The organism is Commensalibacter melissae (assembly GCF_009734185.1).
Lineage (GTDB): Bacteria > Pseudomonadota > Alphaproteobacteria > Acetobacterales > Acetobacteraceae > Commensalibacter > Commensalibacter melissae.
In genome coordinates, this window is record NZ_CP046393.1 from 1560107 (window position 1) to 1579039 (window position 18933).

Here is an 18933-nt window from a genome sequence, read left to right on the forward strand (position 1 = left end):
TGAACCTTACGGATGTGCCGGTGCCAACATCTTCAGATCAGAAGGTATTTTATACAAACCGGCATCTTGATGTGCGTAAACAACTTTTAAGGCCACAACTAATGGAATGTTATTACGTACAACGCGTAACATAACTCCATCATTTGTATAACATACATCATTAATATTGCCCTCTGTATCTGCCACCTCCCATTCATTACAAAATTGTCCAGCAACCGTGGCCTCACCAACCTTGACATAATCTCCCTCCGCCCTTTTTCCCGCGCCCTGAATAGATGCACCCGGCGCGACAAGTTCGGTTTTTTTCTTTAACTGGGGGTTTAAAACGGTTAATCGCTGCGTGCGATAATCAGTTATCATGTATGTATCAATCCCCTGGGAATCAATTCTTTGTTTCCATTGTTCCACGGACCAGCGCATTCTCTGATGAAATGGAGGTAAACCAGGCATGGGACCAGCGATTGCATAAACCACATCAACATCCCTTTGAGGAGTAATAAAAGGATTTTGGCTGGCATCCACCTTATTCCCATTTTCCGATTTTTTAGCCTGGATAGGTGAAAGAGGCTGAGCGTTGGCATTGGGTGAAACCAAAGTGGGACTTTCCCCCTTTTGCTGGGGAAGTCTAACCTGCTGATATCCTACCGGAACTTGAAATGTGGAGGGAGACAAAGCATCAAATTGCACTGAAAGGGCTTCTGTTTTACCATCAATACCATCAATATCCATTCCTTCCTGCCGTAATAATATGCCTTCATCAGTTACACAAACATCAGAATGTCCTTTTGTTCCTTGAACTGACCAATGATGACACAAAATACCCAATATACGATCTGTTCCCTTTTTTCTGAAATGTAGACTTTCATCCAAAAAAAGACCACCCTTGCCCGATTTACTTGGAATCACCGTATAAACTCGCGACTTATTGGAAACAACCGTTGCCGTTTGCTTAGCTGAATCAATAAGGGTGAACCCAATATTGTTGGGACCATCAATTCGAAATAGAGTTCCATTTCCAGAAAAATATATCTTGCGTTTTTGGGCCAATGATGAATTTTCCGGCTGCACGGCATAAACAACCGTTACATCTCGTTTCGGCATAAATAAAGGATGCTTTTCTTGGGCATAAGCCGATAGGGCGACAAAAAAAGTGGTACCAATAAGAATTGATCCCGTATAACTCTTTTTTTTATAAAAAGAAGAGCATAGCGCCCTAAAATTATACAACATCACTTTATCCTTAATATATTGACTTTACAAATACCGAATTATAAACGGAATCAATTCCGTTTCAATCCCCCTAAAACTAAACTTAATTGATATCTCGTTAACTAAAAATCTATAATGCCTTAATCTTGAATAAACTTTGCACGTCCAATTCTATTGTAATGATTAAATCATGATAACATGAACATGATCTGATCATGTCATTAAAAAAAATTATCGGAATTTATATGATTTTTACAAATATACTCAATTGTTTCCCGAGCTAACATTCCATGTTCACGTTCCAATCGACGTATAACAAAATGTAGTCTTGCCAAAGAACGATAATGATTTAAAAAGGCCATATTTAATGAGGCACCACATAATGCGCTAACAACAGGCATCATCTGCATACTCAGTTTTTGGGAAAGACTCAATCCATATTGGTAAGAAACGTCAGCCATGAGCAAAATCATCGGACGGCCACGCAACATTAATCTGGCTGAAAAAAAACCCAGCTGATTATCTTTATCTATACCCAAATTAGCAAAAGACCGTAATGCAAATACCTCTAGACAGGCGCGTTTAGTATCTTCATTTTGAAGGTTTTCCCCTTCCTCTTGCGCAACATGAGCAATTTCACGCATAAGGGCAAGGGTAGTCAGACTGATATCAGGCAACATACCACCCAATCCAGTGAACCCTCCAACTGCACCTGACGTAACAACCATGGCTTTCATTATTCGATCACGCCAGACAGCTTTTGATAAATCTGAATCCGTTTTCTCTGTTTTTCTGTTCAATCCTAAAATGGCAATTTCAAAAGCGCGCTGAATGGAAACATTGGTGAATTTCTCTATTTTTTTCTGTATCCTTGGTGAAAGACTCAGTCCTCTTTCACCTAATTTTATGGCTTGTCCTACAGCTCCTCCCATAATATCAGCCAATCGCAATAACACGCCGCGTCCTGCTTCCAGCTGTTCCAGCGCAACTGTAAGATCCTGAACCTCTTGGTCATTTAAAGAATAAGGAACAATCGTCTGATTATTTTCTGTATTCATTTGTCAATACCTATTCCAATGATGATAAATTGGTTATAATTTGATATCATTAACCATAATTCCTTTTAAGGGAAATAATATGACAAAAAAGTCATCTTTTTTAGAAAAGAAAAAGTTGCCAATTGATTACTTTTAAAAATAGATTATTTTTATATATGTAAGTAAGATTTAAAAATAATGGCATATAACAAAATGAAATCTGTTTCTCATTTTCGAACCGGTCTGATTTTAACCATTTGTTTATTGACAGGCATCATTCCTATGGTTGTTCAGGCTCAAATTTCTGGTGCAGTTTCAAATAATACGAAAAACCAGGATCCAAATCCATTACCTCCGCCCCCTTCAAGACCTGGCATGTCAGAATATAAACCTGTCAGCTATGATAATTCAATGACAACCACACAGTCAGATTCAATAACTTCTCAAAAAGGTGAGGGATTGCCAGGGTCCACTCCAAGCCAATCGCCTGTCAGACCCTATAACGGTCCTTCAGTCAATATTCCCGGGACAGGAATTCGGGCGTATTTTAACGCACCTGTACAACCTCCCTATAATGCAAGTGCATCCTATGATACATTTGCCGGGCAACCAGGAGGCAATCGCAGTGCAATTTTACAACAAAACAAAGTGCGCTAGCTAGTTAACCTGTTTCTGTTATTTTTTTTCTGGCTGACGTGGCCAACTGATCAACCCGTTCATTTTCAGGACATCCATTATGTCCTTTTACCCAATGCCATTGAATTTGATGCCTGGCAGCAGCACTTTCCAATCGCTGCCATAAATCAGTATTCGCAACCGGTTTTTTCCCCGCTGTTTTCCAACCGTTTTTTTTCCAGCCTTCAAACCATTCAGTAATTCCACGGCGGACATATTGACTATCCGTATACAAATCCACATGGCAAGAACGGGTCAATGTCTCCAAAGCCACAGCCGCGGCAGTCAGTTCCATACGATTATTTGTCGTTTCCATTTCCCCACCACTTAACTCACGTTCAATTCCCTTGAAGCGTAATAACACTCCCCATCCGCCAGGACCTGGATTGGGACTGCATCCTCCATCTGTCCAGATTTCAACAAAACCTTTTTGAAAATTGCTTCGATCAAAATTCATATGTTTCAACTTTGTTAAGTTGATGATATCTTAGCCTGTATAAATAAGGCTGCGGATCTTTAGGAGTAACCAAAGCTGTTGAAGGCGTATAAACCAGATCATGTAGGCGCGTCAGTAAAAAGCGCAATGCCGCCCCCATTTTAAAAATGGGTAACAACAATCTTTCTTTCTCAGTCAGAATACGAACAGACTGATAACCTGCAACCAAAGCCCTTGCCCGTTTGACAAGATACTCACCCGTTTCTTTAAAACACCATGCATTTAAAGCAATTGCAAGATCATAAGCAAGAAAATCAGTACAAGCAAAATAAAAATCTATAAATCCACTTAGATAATTATCTTGAAAAAAAACATTATCAGGAAATAAATCTGCATGTATCTGACCCACTGGCAAACCCTCTTGTCGAGTAGGCCAGGATTGAATGATTTTTCTTAGGACAGGATCGATTTCCCTTATTAAATCATCATGCCCGTGATTAACCGATTTTTCAAGTAACGCATTCCAGCTGTCCGGCCCCACATGATTTTTTTTATTCTGCTTGAATTCCAGACCAACCAGATGCATCCGAGCCATCGAGACGCCCAAGGCAAAACAGTGTTCCGGCAAAATTTCCGAAACTTCTTTTCCATCCAAAAAAGTAAAAATTGCTGCCGGACGTTCATTCAGCTCAATCAGGCATTCACCCTCTTTTGTTCTGACAGGTAAGGGGCAACGGATATGATGTTGCGCAAAAAACTGCATCAAATCCATATACCATGGAAGTTCTTCTCTTTTTATACGTTTTTCATAAAGGGTAAGAATATATTTCCCCTGGGTGGTATCAAGAAGAAAATTGCTATTCTCGACCCCCTGGGCAATACCCTTTAACCGAACAAGTTGACCGATAGGATAATTTTGAAGACAAGATGATACTTGTTGTTCAGAAACATTTGTATAAACAGCCATGTATTAACTCTATGTTTCTCTATTTTATCCTAGGGGAGCTGGCAGACTGAATGTAACATGTTCCTCTTTGACAATCCGTTCTTCGATATCGAGCGTAAAATGTTTGGACAAGGCTTCAAGTATTTCTTGCACAAGGGATTCAGGTGCAGAGGCTCCTGCCGTGATCCCCAATACATTCACGCCTTCCAGATCTTTCCAATCCATGTTTTCCAGTTTCGGTATCAAAATTGCCCGTGGCGCTCCCGAACGTTCAGCAACCTCACGCAACCGTTGTGAATTGGAAGAGTTTGGGGAACCGATCACGAACATCAAATCACACTCTGCCGCAATTCTTTTTACGGCTTCCTGTCTATTTGTAGTTGCATAACATATATCCTCACGCTTTGGCCCCTCGATCTTGGGAAATCGTTGCCTTAAAATGGCAACAATTTCTGCGGTATCATCCACAGAAAGCGTAGTTTGTGTTATAAATGCCAAACGATCTGGATTTTCAGGTTGTACAGTACGGGCTTCCTCTGCATCCTTAATAAGGGTTACCGCACCTGGTGGCAATTGCCCCATCGTTCCAACAACTTCGGGATGACCTGCATGACCAATCATCAAGATATGACGGCTTTCTTCACCGCCATTGGCAAAATGCCGTTCCGCCTCTCTGTGAACCTTGGAAACCAAGGGACATGTAGCATCAAGATATAACAGGTTACGTCTTTGGGCTTCTAGGGGCACAGTTTTAGGAACACCATGCGCTGAAAAAACCACATGTGCATCTGCTGGAACCTCATCCAGTTCCTCCACAAAAATAGCCCCCTTTTTTTCTAAATTTTCAACAACTGTCCGATTATGAACGATTTCGTGACGAACGTATACCGGTGCCCCGTACCGTCGCAAAGCTTCTTCTACAACACGAATAGCTCGATCAACCCCGGCACAAAACCCACGAGGGCCAGCCAATAATACTTTTAACGCACGAGTTTGATTTTCTGAATTCTTTAAATGTTGGTCAGACATAATTTTTCCAAGTTATTAAAAATCTATAAACTTTATATTTGGATTTTATCAGGTAAACAAGCTGTTATTAAACATCAGAACTTAAAATTAATTATAAAGAATATATTTCACATTAAAACAATTTGTTTTATGGTATATATTTTATTATTTATTAACAACCTCTTCTCTAATAAATGGCAGGAAAGCGATGATCCTTTCAAGTGTTTTGACAAAAAAGACGATAAAAACACCCCTCGCCTTTTTACCCTTCACATTTTTTCTGTGGGGATGTGCAGAAAAAGTAACATATGATTTTCCTCCTGCCTGTCCCAAAGTTAGTATTCTTCCTGCAGCATCAGATTATTTTGTTTTTGAAAATAATCAGGATAGTCTCCCTCATCTTATAACTAAAGCCAGCATCATAGAAATATCAGGCAATTGTACTGATGATCCAAAAAATGAAAAAAATAAAGAACGAAGAAAGAGAAATTTAAGCTATCAAGACTACATTGATACACAACTGAGTGTGACCCTTCAGATTCAGCGAGGACCAGCAGCCCAAACTCATTCTTTCAAAATCCCATATTTCATTGCAACCATTCATAATGGAAAAGTCGTTGATAAACAGGAAATGATTGCGGAAGTTAGTTTCCCCAATAATATTGATCAAGTAAAGCTTGAATCCAAAAAATTGATGTTCAAAGTTCCCGCCACAACTGCCCGTACCCCTGATGGATATGAACTTACTGTTGGCTTTCAACTATCTCCAAACCAGCTTGAATATAATCGTCACCATTTTGGATCTGTTCAATATAATTCCTATTAAACTATCCATTATAATTTGCTTAAAAAATCTAATTTAAGCAAATTAACAATTGTATGAAAAATCAGGGGATCATTGTACCTGTATCGATGTACCGTTCATGCCATGACAGGGCTTCCTTAAGCAAAATAGGAGTATGAGCCATATTATTTTTTAGGGCCATTTGATAATATTCCCTCAATAGAGGTCTAAAAGTGGGATGCGTACAATTTTCAATAACAAGTTTTGCTCTTTGACGCGGTGACAGTCCCCGTAAATCTGCCAATCCCTGCTCGGTTACAATAACCTGAACATCCTGATAAATATGATCCACATGAGACACCATCGGAACAATTGAGGAAATCTTTCCTCCTTTGGCCAAGGATGGAGTCATGAAAATCGATACATAGGCGTTTCTTGCATAATCCCCAGAACCACCAATTCCATTCATCATTCTTGAACCCATAATATGGGTGGAATTGACATTGCCGAAAATATCCGCTTCGATGGCGCCGTTCATGGAAATGCATCCTAACCGGCGAATAACACCAACATGATTACTGATTTCAGAAGGCCTTAAAATGATTTTGTCACGGAAAAAATCAGTGTTATCGTTAAAATACTCTGCTTTTTCAGGACTTAGAGAAAAGGATGTCGCCGAAGCAACCTTCATTTTCCCAGTTTCAAGCATATTCAACATACCGTCCTGAATCACCTCCGTAAATGCGGTCAGATTGTCAAAATCCCCTTCGCCCAAAGCCTCCATAACCGCATTGGCAACATTGCCAACCCCGGATTGTAACGGAAAAAGTTGAGGCGGCACTTTACCTCTTTTCACTTCATATCTGAAAAATTCCATTAAATGTCCAGCAATCAATTTTGCGTTTTCATCACTGGGACTAAAAGGGGCATTTCGATCTGGAGCGTTCGTTTCCACAACAGCCACCACTTTATTCAGATCAACAGTCATATATGGTTGACCTATACGATCACAAGGGGAGGACAATGGAATAATTTGATGTGGAAAAGAGGTTGAAACCTCCCATGCATCATGCATACCCTCCAGACCTGCACTTTGCCATTGATTGACTTCAAGGATAATTTTTTTTGCACTATTCAACCAAAGCTGATTGTTGGCCAAAGCCGAAGAGGCAACCAACCGACCATCTTCGCAAATACGTACGACCTCGATAATGGCGACATCCATTTCACCCAAAACACCTGTACGATATAAGGGGGCAACCTGTCCCAAATGCATATCAAGATAATCAGTATCCCCACTATTGATCCGTTTACGCATAATTGGATCAGTATTAAACGCGGAACGGTAAGAAACTCCGTTAACCTCCGCCAATGCACCGTCAAGTTCTGGTCCTGTTGACGCTCCAGTTATCAATTTGACTTTAAATTCCTTACCTAACGCATGAGCTTCCTTAATTCTATTAGCCAAAGCCTGAGGAACTGCCTTCGGATATCCTGACCCCGTAAATCCACTTGTACCTATCAAATCACCCGCATGAATAAATTGCGCGGCCTCTTCAGCCGAGCAGACTTTTCGTTTTAATCCCTGATGTTGAATACGATTATTTTGAGACATGACTAATCCTTTAAAATCTTAACTTAAATAAAACTATATATTTTTTTTTCTTTTAATTAAGATCATAAAATTCAATTCTCCCAACAAAAAAAAGTGAGATATTCAATAAAAAAAACATTTTTGCAATATATAGATGCAAAATAAAAAACTTTATGGTTTATACTATAGCAATGTTTGCCACATTATCCACTCGTTTCAAAAATTTCAGAATTATCGGGGATGTCCATGGTGATATTAACGGTTTTCGACATGCTGTTGAAACAGATCACTTCATCATTCAACTGGGGGACTTGGTCGATTACGGACCGGATAGTGGTGCTGTAATGGCGTTAATGTTACAGGTTCAGGATGAAAAAAGAGGAATTTTCTTGATTGGCAATCATGACCGAAAACTGGGATTGTTTCTCAAGGGATTCAGGGTAAGAAAAGATAATATCCTGACCAGAACCCTTGATCAAATCAACCAACATCCTGATAAAAAACTAACTGATAAAATCTTGCAAGCTTTGGAAAAAGCTCCTGCCTGGTTAATTTTTAAGAATTTTATTTTTGTTCATGGCGGATTTCATACCAGAATGCTGGTTGAACCCCCGCCAGCCAATCCATTGACACCGATTAACGCCTTGTTATCCCGCACATTGTATGGGGAAACAACCAATAAAACCCTTGCAAATGGTTATCCGATCCGCAGACTAAACTGGGTTAATCATATTCCATCAGGTTATACCCTATATTGCGGACATGATTGCAGATCCACGGACGGACGTCCCTGGATCCGCAAGGGGTATGCCGGAGGGACAGCCGTTTTTATGGATACTGGAGCGGGTAAAGGCGGTCATTTATCGTGGATCGATATTCCAATTTAATTCAAACAACAAAATTATTATCCAAAATTTATATAAGAAGGTAGATTGTATGATTAAACAACCACCACTTTCCCCAGAAAAAGCTAAACAAGAATTATTAAAGTTGCGCCAAAGCATTGATAATATTGATAATGCGTTAATCCATATTCTGGCTGAACGATTTTGTTTGACCCAAAAAGTGGGTGTATTGAAAGCAACCTATCAATTACCCCCCTCTGATCCTCAAAGAGAATCTGAACAAATTGCACGATTGAGAGAAATGGCCAAATCCGCCCATCTGGATCCCAATTTCGCCGAAAAATTTCTTCATTTCATCATTACGGAAGTTATTCAACATCATAAAGCAATTGCCAAACAAAAAATTGATAAGAAAAATTAAATCATCTCTTATTTTTTATTTTTGATTGTGCATGCAATTCTTTATATTAAGACTTAGCAAAACAATTTTAAATATAATTTATTTAAATGCCAAGCTCTCAGAGACGTGAAAAAACTTCTCTGTGTATTCTGGTATGGTGAAGATTGAGCATTTTTATGCATTAAATTTAAAGACATTGTTAAATCACAATAAGGTTGAATATAGTATGAAACAGTCAGACACGGAAGCTATGTCTTTCTCACCTCCTCAAGATGACGGAACCGTTTCCATTACTTTTCAGGGGAAAACAGCTACATTACCAGTTCTATCAGGGGCAAGTGGAAATAGTGTCGTTGATATTCGCAGTTTGACCAAAGAATTGGGCTTATTTACCTTTGATCCTGGATTGGGCAGTACTGCCGCTTGTGAAAGCAAGATCACATTCATTGATGGTGAAAAAGGTATCCTTTTATATCGCGGGTATCCAATCGAACAGCTTGCTGCAAAATCAAGTTTCGCAGAGGTGGCATATCTTCTTTTGTACGGAGAACTTCCATCCAAAGAAGAGCACGAGGATTTTAAAGAACGGTTACTTAATCATTCTCTTCTTCATGAGCAAATTCGAAATTTCTTTAACGGCTATCGTCGCGATGCACATCCAATGGCCATGTTATGTGGAACAGTTGGTGGGTTATCAGCCTTCTATCCCGAAGGCATTGACATATCTAATGAAGAAAGTCGTGATCTTTCCGCTGTTCGTCTGATTGCAAAAATGCCCACTCTTGCGGCATGGGCTTACAAATATTCCCGAGGCGAACCTTTTGTTTATCCAAGAGCGGATTATTCATATTCAGAAAATTTTATTAACATGCTGTTTGCCCGTGCGGATAGACCCTATAAGGTCAATCCAATCCTCAGCAATGCATTGGACCGTATTTTGATTTTACATGCTGATCATGAACAAAATGCCTCAACATCCACAGTACGATTGACAGGATCAACAGGATCACATCCGTTTGCCTGTGTTGCCGCAGGTATTGCCGCTCTTTGGGGACCCGCGCATGGTGGTGCAAATGAAGCGGTTTTACAAATGCTTGGAAAAATAGGCTCAAAAGAAAATATCCCTGATTTTATTGCAAAGGTGAAGGATAAAAACAGTAATGTCAGGTTAATGGGATTTGGGCATCGCGTTTACAAAAATTTCGATCCACGGGCAAAAATCATGCAACAGACCTGTTATGAAGTCCTTGAGGAATTGGGTATTAAACACGATCCATTACTGGAACTCGCTATTGAACTAGAAAAATATGCACTGAATGACGATTATTTCGTTCAACGTAAACTTTATCCAAATGTAGATTTCTACTCTGGAATCATTTTCAAGGCAATGGGAATACCCAAATCAATGTTTACCGCGTTTTTTGCTGTTGCACGCACCGTAGGATGGGTAAGTCAATGGAAAGAGGCCTTTAATGATCCATTACGAAGAATTTATCGTCCTCGTCAGCTATATACAGGCCATCAGCGTAGAGACTTAAATAAATAAACTAATTTAGATAAGAAAACTTTTCAGGTAAGGAAATTCAAATAACAATTTCCTTACCTGGTTTTTCCTCTAATTGCAATCGCATCCAGTGGTTTTGCCATTCTGTTTTTTATCATAAATATGATAGTCAATCCATTCAGACACGAGAAGACGAGCCTCATTTACTGAAGATTCCGGATGATAAATTTGATATAAAAGAACGCAGCTCTGAAAAATTTGCATTTCCCCTACACCAACAGCTTTTAACTCTTGATAGGCAGTAATAACCGATTTTTCACACCGACGATGAATGTGGTCTAATTGAATAGCCATACTTTTTCTACTTAATACCAACGATTTACTTTGACTTTGGTAGTATATCCCAAAATCAGTATCTATTGATAGAAATATATTATTAATTTAGTTTTTATCAATTTTTTTTATAAAAAAATTTAATTACTGCACTTTTTTTCTAAAAAGTATATAAGAAAACCTTATTTACCTGCTTTCTCTACTTTACGAATAAGGCAATCACTCTATGTCACAAACTCATACTTCACTTTTTAATAAAAAACAACCACGCTCACCTCGTGTAACTGAATGGGATCGTGACGCCGCTCTTATTACCGCTCGGCTTCTTTTGGAAATCCAGGCTGTAAATTTTCGTCCTGATGATCCGTATCTACTTACCGCCGGTTGGAAATCCCCTGTTTATATTGATTGTCGTAAAATTATTTTTTATCCTCGTGCCCGGGCAAAGATTATTGAATTAGGGGTTGAAAAAATTTATCGTCACGTTGGATATGAATCTTTTGATGCCGTCGTGGGTGGTGAAACAGCTGGAATTCCATTTGCTGCATGGTTCGCAGACCGAATGATGACTCCAATGGCCTATGTCCGCAAAAAACCTAAAGGATTTGGTAAAAATGCACAGATCGAAGGGGATGTACCTGAAAATATGCGTACTCTTTTGGTGGAAGACTTAACTACAGATGGTATTTCCAAGGTTGGGTTTGCCAAAGCTTTACGCAAGGCTGGTGCAATTGTTGATCATGCTTTTGTTGTTTTCTTTTATGGAGTTTTTTCAAGCGCTTATCAGACACTAAATGATATTGGTATCAGTCTGCATTCCCTTTGCACTTGGTGGGATATTTTAGAAGTCAGTTCAGAATACCCAGCCTTTTCAAATGGAGATACCTCAGAAATCAGACGTTTCCTTGAAGATCCTTGCGCATGGTCTGCCAAGCATGGCGGAGTCAGCAATGAACAGGAGGCTCTAGCTTATAAACAATCCCGTTTATAATCTTTTATACCCTATGCCTTATCGTGTTTTAGCATTCGATTCTGGTATTGGAGGTTTAGGCATCGTTCAAAACCTCCAAACACAATTGAAAACAACTGATTTACAGGTTTCAATTGACTATCTTGCCGACAACCTTGTTTTCCCTTATGGTGAGCAAGAAGATAATTTTCTGGTTAAACGAATTATCAATCTTATCGGACAGGCGATTCAATCAATTAAACCAAACCTTGTTATCATTGCCTGTAATACCGCCAGTACTATTGCACTCGACAAGCTGAGGAAAATATATCCTTTCATTCCATTTGTTGGCTGTGTTCCACCTGTTCGATGGGCCGCCCGCGTGAGTCAAAGCAAAATAATTGGATTATTGGCAACACGTGCGACCATTGCACGACCCTATTTATGTCATTTAAAAGAACAATTTGCCTCGGATTGCAAACTTATCGCTTATGGTTCTCCTGTACTTGCAAAACTGGCAGAGAATTATTTCCGGACAAAGTCTTGCGATATACATCTAATCCAGCAAGAACTTGATAATATGTTTAATCATCCATATTCTGATCAAATGGATGCAATATGTATAGGATGTACCCATTACAGCTTTATTCTTGATCTTTTACGTCAGAACACATCCCCATCCATTCAATGGCTGGATCCTGCAGCTGCTGTAGCCAAGCACACTATTGACATTTTACGGCAAGAGAAATTTTCACATACTGATAATAACGTAAATAACTGTTTTTATTCTACTGCACCATTAACTAAGGACAAACCTCTTTTAAGTCGGCTTGCCCTGATGAAATTTACACAAATCAAAACATTTATATTGCAATAAACCAATTTTAAAAATGTCTATGCACGGTGTAATTAGCAATATTTTTTAAGATAGTATGTAATTCACTCTCTGGAAAAACATCGAGCGCTGAACTGGCTTTATTTGCAAAAACCATAGCTTCTTTAAGGGTTTCTTCAATTACATTGTACTTTCGAATAAGGATTAGGGCCTGTTTTAAATCGCCTTTTTCCTGCTTGCCATCCTGTATTACCCGTTGCCAAAATTCCTTTTCCACTGGAGTGGACTTTTCATAGGCAATCAAAATTGGATAGGTTATTTTACCCTCACGAAAATCATCGCCAATCGTTTTACCCAATTCTTCCTGTTTCGCTGAATAATCCAATGCATCATCAACCAGCTGAAAAGCCATTCCCAAATTTGTACCAAAAGATTCCAACGCCAATTCATGCTGTCTTGATTGATTGGCTACAATAGCCCCAACTCGACAAGAAGCTGCAAATAATGCCGCAGTCTTTCCATGAATAACTTCAAAATAGCGTGATATTGAAGTTGACAAATCATTCTGTACGGTCATTTGCAAAATTTCACCTTCAGCAATGGTTGCCGAAGCCTTTGAAATGATTCGCATAACTTCTAAGGAACCATCTTCTGTCATGATCTGAAATGCACGGGAAAAAAGAAAATCTCCCACCAATACAGACGCTGAATTACCAAAAACAGCATTTGCACTTTCCGTCCCCCGTCGCAACATACTTTCATCAACCACATCATCATGCAACAGGGTCGCGGTATGAAGGAATTCAATACAGGCAGCCAACCGGACATGACGTGTAATGTGATCTGCAGAATCTTTTTCGTATCCACATAATCGTGCTGAGGCCAAGGTTAGTAAAGGTCTTAAACGCTTTCCTCCTGCCACAATTAGATGTGCTGCCAATTGTGAAACTAACGGTACGGAGCTTTGCATCCGATCCATAATGACATGATTACAAGCTTGCATGTCAACAGCTAAATAATCCACTAATGCTTGTAAAGGTTCTTCTTTCCCCATCAGAACAGGCATTTTACTTTCTACCTTCTGTCTCATTGGCATATGTTGATCCAACCGACCCTATATAAAACTTATAAAAATTTATTCAAGTTGTAAAAATAAAAACAGAATTGATCATTATCATTAACATTTCATTATCGGTTACGCTAGAATACATTTTATTTGTCTAACATATTTATTTGGTTAATGATTTATGCAGTCGCTTTCTTTTACGTCACCTTATATACACCATAAATCAAAAAATACATCCAATGGAACGTTATTAGAAGGAAAGATATTTTATAAACAATTCCAAAAAGGATACAGGACAGCCCTCGAGCCCATATTGATGGCAGCCAGTATTCCAGCCAAAAAAAAACAGATAATTATTGAGGGTGGATGTGGAGCCGGTGCAGGATTGATGTGTCTTGCCTATCGTATTCCCTTGATTACTGGAATAGGTTTTGAGCAACATCCAGAGATGGTTGAACTAGCAAATGAAAATTTTCAACTTAATGCGATGTCCAATCTAAAGGCAATGCAGGTCACATTACCAAAACTTCCAAAACGTCCTTTTACATTTTTACCTAATGGTCAGGAACTTGTTGATCATGTCTTCGCCAACCCTCCCTGGCATCAACATAATAGCTGTCCTTCACCAGACCCAGAAAAAAATCTGGCAAAAAAACTTCCCCGAGGCTTGCTTGCTGAATGGATTTATGCTTTAAGCCGTCCATTACGACAAGGAGGAACATTAACTCTGGCCCTTTCAGCCAGCCTGTATAGTGAAGCAAGTGCCCTTATGTATCAATATAAACTGGGATCGATTATTCTATTTCCTTTATGGCCAAAACTAAACCGACCACCCCGAATTATACTTTTACAAGGACGAATGGGATCGACCGGAGGGAGTCAGATTGCACCAGGCCTGATACTACATAATGACAATGGAGAATTTACCAATGAAACAAATCGAATCTTGCGTCAGGGAAAAAAACTAACCTTGTTATCTTGATATAAGCGTTTATATGGGATGAATCTAAGTCAAGAAGTTTATTTTTATAAAACACTATATATCGATATTAAATTTATTTATATGACTATATATTGATAAAAGAGCATAATTAAATCATAAATCACCCAAGGAGTTAAAACTGTGGAAAAGCAAGATTCAAAAACAGCACAAACACATAATCTGATGACGTATAACCCAGTTTACAAACCCTTTCATTATCCTTGGGCCTATGATGTATGGCTAACCCAACAGAGACTACATTGGTTACCTGAAGAGGTTCCATTGGCGGAAGATGTCAAGGACTGGCATAAAAAATTGACCGAACCCGAACGGAATTTGATCACCCAAATTTTTCGATTCTTTACGCAATCAGATGTCGAGGTAAATAATGCCTATATGAAATATTACAGCCAAGTATTCAAACCTATTGAGGTTCTTATGATGCTGTCAGCATTCTCCAATATCGAGACGATTCATATCGCGGCATATAGTTATCTTCTTGATACTATTGGTATGCCGGAAGTCGAATATTCTGCTTTCCTCAAATATAAGGAAATGAAAGATAAATACGACTACATGCAGAATTTTTCAATTGATAATCCACTCGAAATTGCCAAAACAATGGCGGTTTTCGGAGCATTCACTGAAGGATTACAATTATTCTCATCCTTTGCCATCCTTATGAACTTTCCACGTTTTAATAAACTAAAAGGAATGGGGCAGATTATTTCGTGGTCGGTAAGAGATGAAACATTACATTGCCTATCCATTATCAAGCTTTTCCGTACGTTCATTCAAGAAAATCCCCATTTGTGGACGGAAAAATTTCAACAAGAGCTGATCCATATATGTAAAACTATCGTTGAACATGAATTTGCCTTTATTGACCTAGCTTTCGAAATGGGTTCTGTCGAAGGATTAACCGCACAGGATGTCAAAAATTATATTTGTTTCATTGCCAATCGTCGCTTAACACAGTTAGGCTTGGATACAATTTACGATATTGATAAAAATCCGTTACCCTGGATGGATGAAATGCTCAATGCTGTTGAACATACCAATTTCTTTGAAAATCGTGCCACCGAATATAGCCGAGCCGCCACAGAAGGAACCTGGGAAGAAGCTTTTGAAAGCATGACAGTTTAGGAATTCCCTGTTATTCCTCAGGGTCAAATAGATATTAATCCTGAGGGAATAATATTAAGAATTAAAATTCTTCATATTTTGAGGGATCCTGTCCTTTTAAACGACCATCTGGTTTTGATAATGCATCAATTTTTTGCATATCTTCTGTCGTAATATCAAAATCAAATATGTCAAGATTTTCCTTTTGCCTTTGATCTGATGTTGCTTTTGGAATGGGAACAACACCAAGCTGGACATGCCAGCGCAAAATTAGTTGTCCTACCGACTTATGATAATTTTTGGCAATTTCTTTCAGGATCGGGTGTGTCAACAGATCATTGGCACGGCCCAGCGGACTCCAGGCCTCTGTAACAATTCCCAATTTTTTATCATAGGCACGCTGTTTTGCCTGGGAGAAATATGGATGCAATTCCACTTGGTTAATACTTGGTGTCACCCCTGTTTCCTTAATAATACAATCAAGATGCTCAGGCAGGAAATTTGAAACACCTATGGATTTAATCATCCCTCTTTTTTTCGCCTCGACCAGAGCTTCCCAGGCTTCAAGATATTTTCCTGTTATCGGGTTGGGCCAATGAATCAAATATATATCATAATAATCAAGCTGTGCACGATATAAAGATTCCTCAATCGTTAACAATGCCTGATCATATTGATGACGACGTCCTGGTAATTTGGAAGTGATTCGCAACTGATCACGGGAAATTCCACATTGTCGGACCGCTTCACCAACAGCACCTTCATTTTCATAATTAAAAGCTGAATCCAACAAACGGTAACCATTATGAATGGCACTGATGATAGATTTTACCCCTTCCCTACCGTTAAGTTTGTAAGTGCCAAATCCAACAGCAGGAATATTCGTCCCATCATTTAATTTAATTTGAGGGATAGATGACATTCAATATGTGTCCTTTTTACAAAAAATATTAAAGACAAAATCAATATTTCGATTGATATCATAAATAGATGTCTGTTTAAAAAGCAATATTATCTTGTTTATAAATGAATATCACCTATATCGGCCAAAAATCTTCCTAAATCTTAAAATATTAGGGATATAGAAAGAATAAAATCCGTTTAGATCAGACTTTTGCCCAGTTAACAAAAAAGACCTTTTCCTCTAAAAAATCCTTCAAAACAATATTATTGACAAGATAGACATTCTTCATAACTTGTCGAGGTATCAGCCTGTATCTGATCACCTTTATTTAGAATATCCTCTTTAACTGCCAAATTGCTAACAGTATCTGCACGCTGGATAGAAAGAGAACGGCAATAATATAGGGATTTCATTCCTTTTTTCCATGCCTGATAATGCATCATATGTAAATCACGCTTGTGAACATTGGCTGGAACAAATAAATTAACTGATTGAGACTGACAAATAAAAGGTGAACGGTCAGCAGCATGTTCAATGATCCAACGTTGATCCAATTCAAATGCTGTTTTGTAAATATCCTTTTCATCCTGAGTCAGAAAATCAAGATGTTGAACACTCCCTTTGTTTAAAGTGATAGAAGACCAGACTGCCTCAGTATCCTGGCCTTTTTCCTGTAATACCTTACGTAAATGCCTATTTCTTACGGTAAAGGAGCCTGACAAGGTTTTCTGCAAAAATACATTGGCCGTAATTGGTTCAATACCGGGACTTGCATTTCCCGCAATAATCGAAATGGAAGCCGTTGGCGCAATCGCAATCTTGTTTGAAAAGCGCTCATTAATGCCGTAATCGGCAGCATCCGGACAAGGTCCACGCAAATTCGCCAGGGTAACGGATGCCTTGTCTGCTTCCTGACGTATATGCTGAAACATTTTCTTGTTCCATACTTTTGCCATAACGCTTTCAAACGGAATTTTATGAGCTTGAAGAAAAGAATGAAAACCCATTACACCCATACCAACGGAACGTTCACGTGCAGCGGCATATCTTGCACGTTCCATTTCGTCAGGAGCATGATCAATGAAATCCTGCAAAACATTATCAAGAAACAACATGACATCCTGGATAAATTGTGGGTTTCTTGACCATTGATCCCAATATTCAAGATTTAAAGAGGAAAGACAACAAACAGCCGTCCGTTCCTTTCCTTTATGATCTATTCCTGTAGGTAACGTAATTTCAGCACAAAGATTAGAGGTTTTTACTTCCAGTCCAGCCAGTTTATGATGTTCAGGACGGGCATTATTCACCGTATCGGAAAAGACAATATAAGGCTCACCCTGTTCAATTCGTGTCGTCAGCAGTCTGATCCACAAAGAACGGGCAGAAATTTTCCTAATGACTGACTGATCTTTTGGGGAGACAAGCGCCCATTCCTCATTATTTTCAACTGCACGCATAAAAGCGTCAGAAATTAGAACACCATGATGTAGATTCAAGGCTTTACGATTGGGATCTCCACCCGTTGGTCTGCGTAATTCAATAAATTCCTCAATTTCAGGATGCCAGATAGGCAAATAAACAGCTGCTGAACCCCGTCTCAAAGATCCCTGACTAATTGCCAGGGTCAGGCTGTCCATCACCCTTATGAATGGAATGACACCTGAAGTTTTGCCATTCCGACTAACATTTTCACCAATAGAACGCAAATTTCCCCAATAAGATCCAATTCCCCCGCCACGAGAGGCAAGCCAGACATTTTCATTCCACAGTTCAACAATTCCCTTCAGGCTGTCTTCCGCTTCATTCAAAAAACAGGAAATAGGCAACCCTCTGGCCGTCCCACCATTTGACAGTACTGGAGTGGCCGGCATAAACCAATGCTGAGACATATAGTCATATAAACGCTGGGCATGTTCCGCATCATCCCCGTAGTAGGAAGCCACCCTTGCAAACAGCTCCTGGTAGCTTTCACCTTCAATAAGATAACGGTCATCAAGCGTCGCTTTACCAAAATCTGTCAATAAAGCATCACGAGAATGATCTAATTTAACCTGATAACGCCCATACAACTGTATTTTTCCTGCCAAGGCATCTGTAAAAAGAGAACCATTATCTGTTTTACCTTTTCCAGCATTGGCAACAGGCTTTTTTTCAAGCAGATCAACTGGGGTCACAACCATATCCTCGCAAAACAACAAACCTTTAAGGATTTTACATCCTTACTATACCATTATAAAATTTTAAATGTAATGGTAAATTTCTATATATAGTATATAAAAAAACATACATACCTATATG

Annotated in this window: 19 protein-coding genes; 9 read left to right on the forward strand and 10 right to left on the reverse strand. The window is 39.0% G+C overall.

All coding sequences use genetic code 11. The features are described 5' to 3' along the window. Window positions 1–6: 6 nt before the first annotated feature. Both GN303_RS06905 and GN303_RS06910 read right to left on the reverse strand, forming a co-directional pair. Window positions 7–1230 (reverse strand): DUF4412 domain-containing protein, encoded by a 1224-nt coding sequence (locus tag GN303_RS06905; protein ID WP_110438424.1) that lies wholly within the window; start codon window positions 1228–1230, stop codon window positions 7–9. A 200-nt stretch (window positions 1231–1430) separates the two neighbouring features. Then, window positions 1431–2267, reverse strand: a complete 837-nt coding sequence (locus tag GN303_RS06910; RefSeq protein ID WP_110438425.1) for an EcsC family protein — start codon at window positions 2265–2267, stop codon at window positions 1431–1433. A 192-nt stretch (window positions 2268–2459) separates the two neighbouring features. Between GN303_RS06910 and GN303_RS06915 the strand changes: the two genes are divergently transcribed. Further along, entirely contained in the window at window positions 2460–2903 is a 444-nt protein-coding gene (locus tag GN303_RS06915) for a hypothetical protein (RefSeq protein WP_146206652.1), read from the forward strand. Between the two features lie 4 nt (window positions 2904–2907). On the opposite strand, the gene rnhA is transcribed toward GN303_RS06915, so the two are convergent. Genes rnhA through ispH form a run of 3 tightly spaced genes read right to left on the reverse strand, consistent with a single transcriptional unit; the run spans window position 2908 to window position 5332 of the window. Beyond that, entirely contained in the window at window positions 2908–3378 is a 471-nt protein-coding gene (gene rnhA, locus GN303_RS06920) for a ribonuclease HI (protein WP_110438427.1), read from the reverse strand. Beyond that, entirely contained in the window at window positions 3368–4324 is a 957-nt protein-coding gene (locus tag GN303_RS06925) for a homoserine kinase (protein WP_110438428.1), read from the reverse strand. The genes rnhA and GN303_RS06925 overlap by 11 nt, the downstream gene beginning before the upstream one ends. 24 nt (window positions 4325–4348) lie before the next feature. Then, window positions 4349–5332 carry a 4-hydroxy-3-methylbut-2-enyl diphosphate reductase gene (ispH, locus tag GN303_RS06930; protein WP_110438429.1) on the reverse strand — a complete coding sequence of 328 codons (984 nt, stop codon included), beginning with the start codon at window positions 5330–5332 and terminating at the stop codon, window positions 4349–4351. Between the two features lie 187 nt (window positions 5333–5519). Here ispH and GN303_RS06935 point away from each other — a divergent pair, with 187 nt between their 5' ends. Continuing rightward, window positions 5520–6137: a hypothetical protein gene (locus tag GN303_RS06935; protein ID WP_110438430.1), complete on the forward strand. Its 618-nt coding sequence runs from the start codon at window positions 5520–5522 to the stop codon at window positions 6135–6137. 61 nt (window positions 6138–6198) lie between these two features. Here GN303_RS06935 and GN303_RS06940 read toward each other — a convergent pair whose 3' ends face one another. Continuing rightward, window positions 6199–7710: an acetyl-CoA hydrolase/transferase family protein gene (locus GN303_RS06940; RefSeq protein WP_110438431.1), complete on the reverse strand. Its 1512-nt coding sequence runs from the start codon at window positions 7708–7710 to the stop codon at window positions 6199–6201. A gap of 152 nt (window positions 7711–7862) precedes the next feature. Here GN303_RS06940 and GN303_RS06945 point away from each other — a divergent pair, with 152 nt between their 5' ends. The 3 genes from GN303_RS06945 (at window position 7863) to gltA (ending at window position 10480) form a co-directional block, all read left to right on the forward strand. Then, window positions 7863–8576, forward strand: a complete 714-nt coding sequence (locus tag GN303_RS06945) for a metallophosphoesterase (protein ID WP_197037448.1) — start codon at window positions 7863–7865, stop codon at window positions 8574–8576. A gap of 49 nt (window positions 8577–8625) precedes the next feature. Next, window positions 8626–8955, forward strand: coding sequence for a chorismate mutase (locus tag GN303_RS06950; RefSeq protein WP_110438433.1), 330 nt, complete (start codon window positions 8626–8628; stop codon window positions 8953–8955). A gap of 229 nt (window positions 8956–9184) precedes the next feature. Continuing rightward, on the forward strand, window positions 9185–10480 hold the full coding sequence (gene gltA, locus GN303_RS06955) for a citrate synthase (protein ID WP_110438621.1): 1296 nt from the start codon (window positions 9185–9187) through the stop codon (window positions 10478–10480). A 69-nt stretch (window positions 10481–10549) separates the two neighbouring features. On the opposite strand, the gene GN303_RS06960 is transcribed toward gltA, so the two are convergent. Next, complete coding sequence (locus tag GN303_RS06960; protein WP_110438434.1) at window positions 10550–10792, reverse strand: hypothetical protein; 243 nt, start codon at window positions 10790–10792, stop codon at window positions 10550–10552. A 205-nt stretch (window positions 10793–10997) separates the two neighbouring features. On the opposite strand from GN303_RS06960, the gene GN303_RS06965 reads away from it, so the two are divergent. Further along, window positions 10998–11762 (forward strand): orotate phosphoribosyltransferase, encoded by a 765-nt coding sequence (locus tag GN303_RS06965; RefSeq protein ID WP_110438435.1) that lies wholly within the window; start codon window positions 10998–11000, stop codon window positions 11760–11762. A gap of 13 nt (window positions 11763–11775) precedes the next feature. Then, complete coding sequence (gene murI, locus GN303_RS06970; RefSeq protein ID WP_110438436.1) at window positions 11776–12597, forward strand: glutamate racemase; 822 nt, start codon at window positions 11776–11778, stop codon at window positions 12595–12597. Between the two features lie 7 nt (window positions 12598–12604). Here murI and GN303_RS06975 read toward each other — a convergent pair whose 3' ends face one another. Further along, entirely contained in the window at window positions 12605–13645 is a 1041-nt protein-coding gene (locus tag GN303_RS06975) for a polyprenyl synthetase family protein (RefSeq protein ID WP_230873448.1), read from the reverse strand. Between the two features lie 157 nt (window positions 13646–13802). Between GN303_RS06975 and GN303_RS06980 the strand changes: the two genes are divergently transcribed. Both GN303_RS06980 and GN303_RS06985 read left to right on the forward strand, forming a co-directional pair. Continuing rightward, complete coding sequence (locus GN303_RS06980) at window positions 13803–14603, forward strand: tRNA1(Val) (adenine(37)-N6)-methyltransferase (RefSeq protein ID WP_110438437.1); 801 nt, start codon at window positions 13803–13805, stop codon at window positions 14601–14603. A 183-nt stretch (window positions 14604–14786) separates the two neighbouring features. After that, window positions 14787–15749 (forward strand): ribonucleotide-diphosphate reductase subunit beta, encoded by a 963-nt coding sequence (locus GN303_RS06985; protein ID WP_110438623.1) that lies wholly within the window; start codon window positions 14787–14789, stop codon window positions 15747–15749. Between the two features lie 61 nt (window positions 15750–15810). Here GN303_RS06985 and GN303_RS06990 read toward each other — a convergent pair whose 3' ends face one another. Both GN303_RS06990 and GN303_RS06995 read right to left on the reverse strand, forming a co-directional pair. After that, on the reverse strand, window positions 15811–16650 hold the full coding sequence (locus tag GN303_RS06990) for an aldo/keto reductase (protein WP_110438438.1): 840 nt from the start codon (window positions 16648–16650) through the stop codon (window positions 15811–15813). 245 nt (window positions 16651–16895) lie between these two features. Then, window positions 16896–18815 (reverse strand): ribonucleoside-diphosphate reductase subunit alpha, encoded by a 1920-nt coding sequence (locus GN303_RS06995; RefSeq protein WP_110438439.1) that lies wholly within the window; start codon window positions 18813–18815, stop codon window positions 16896–16898. Window positions 18816–18933: the final 118 nt, after the last annotated feature.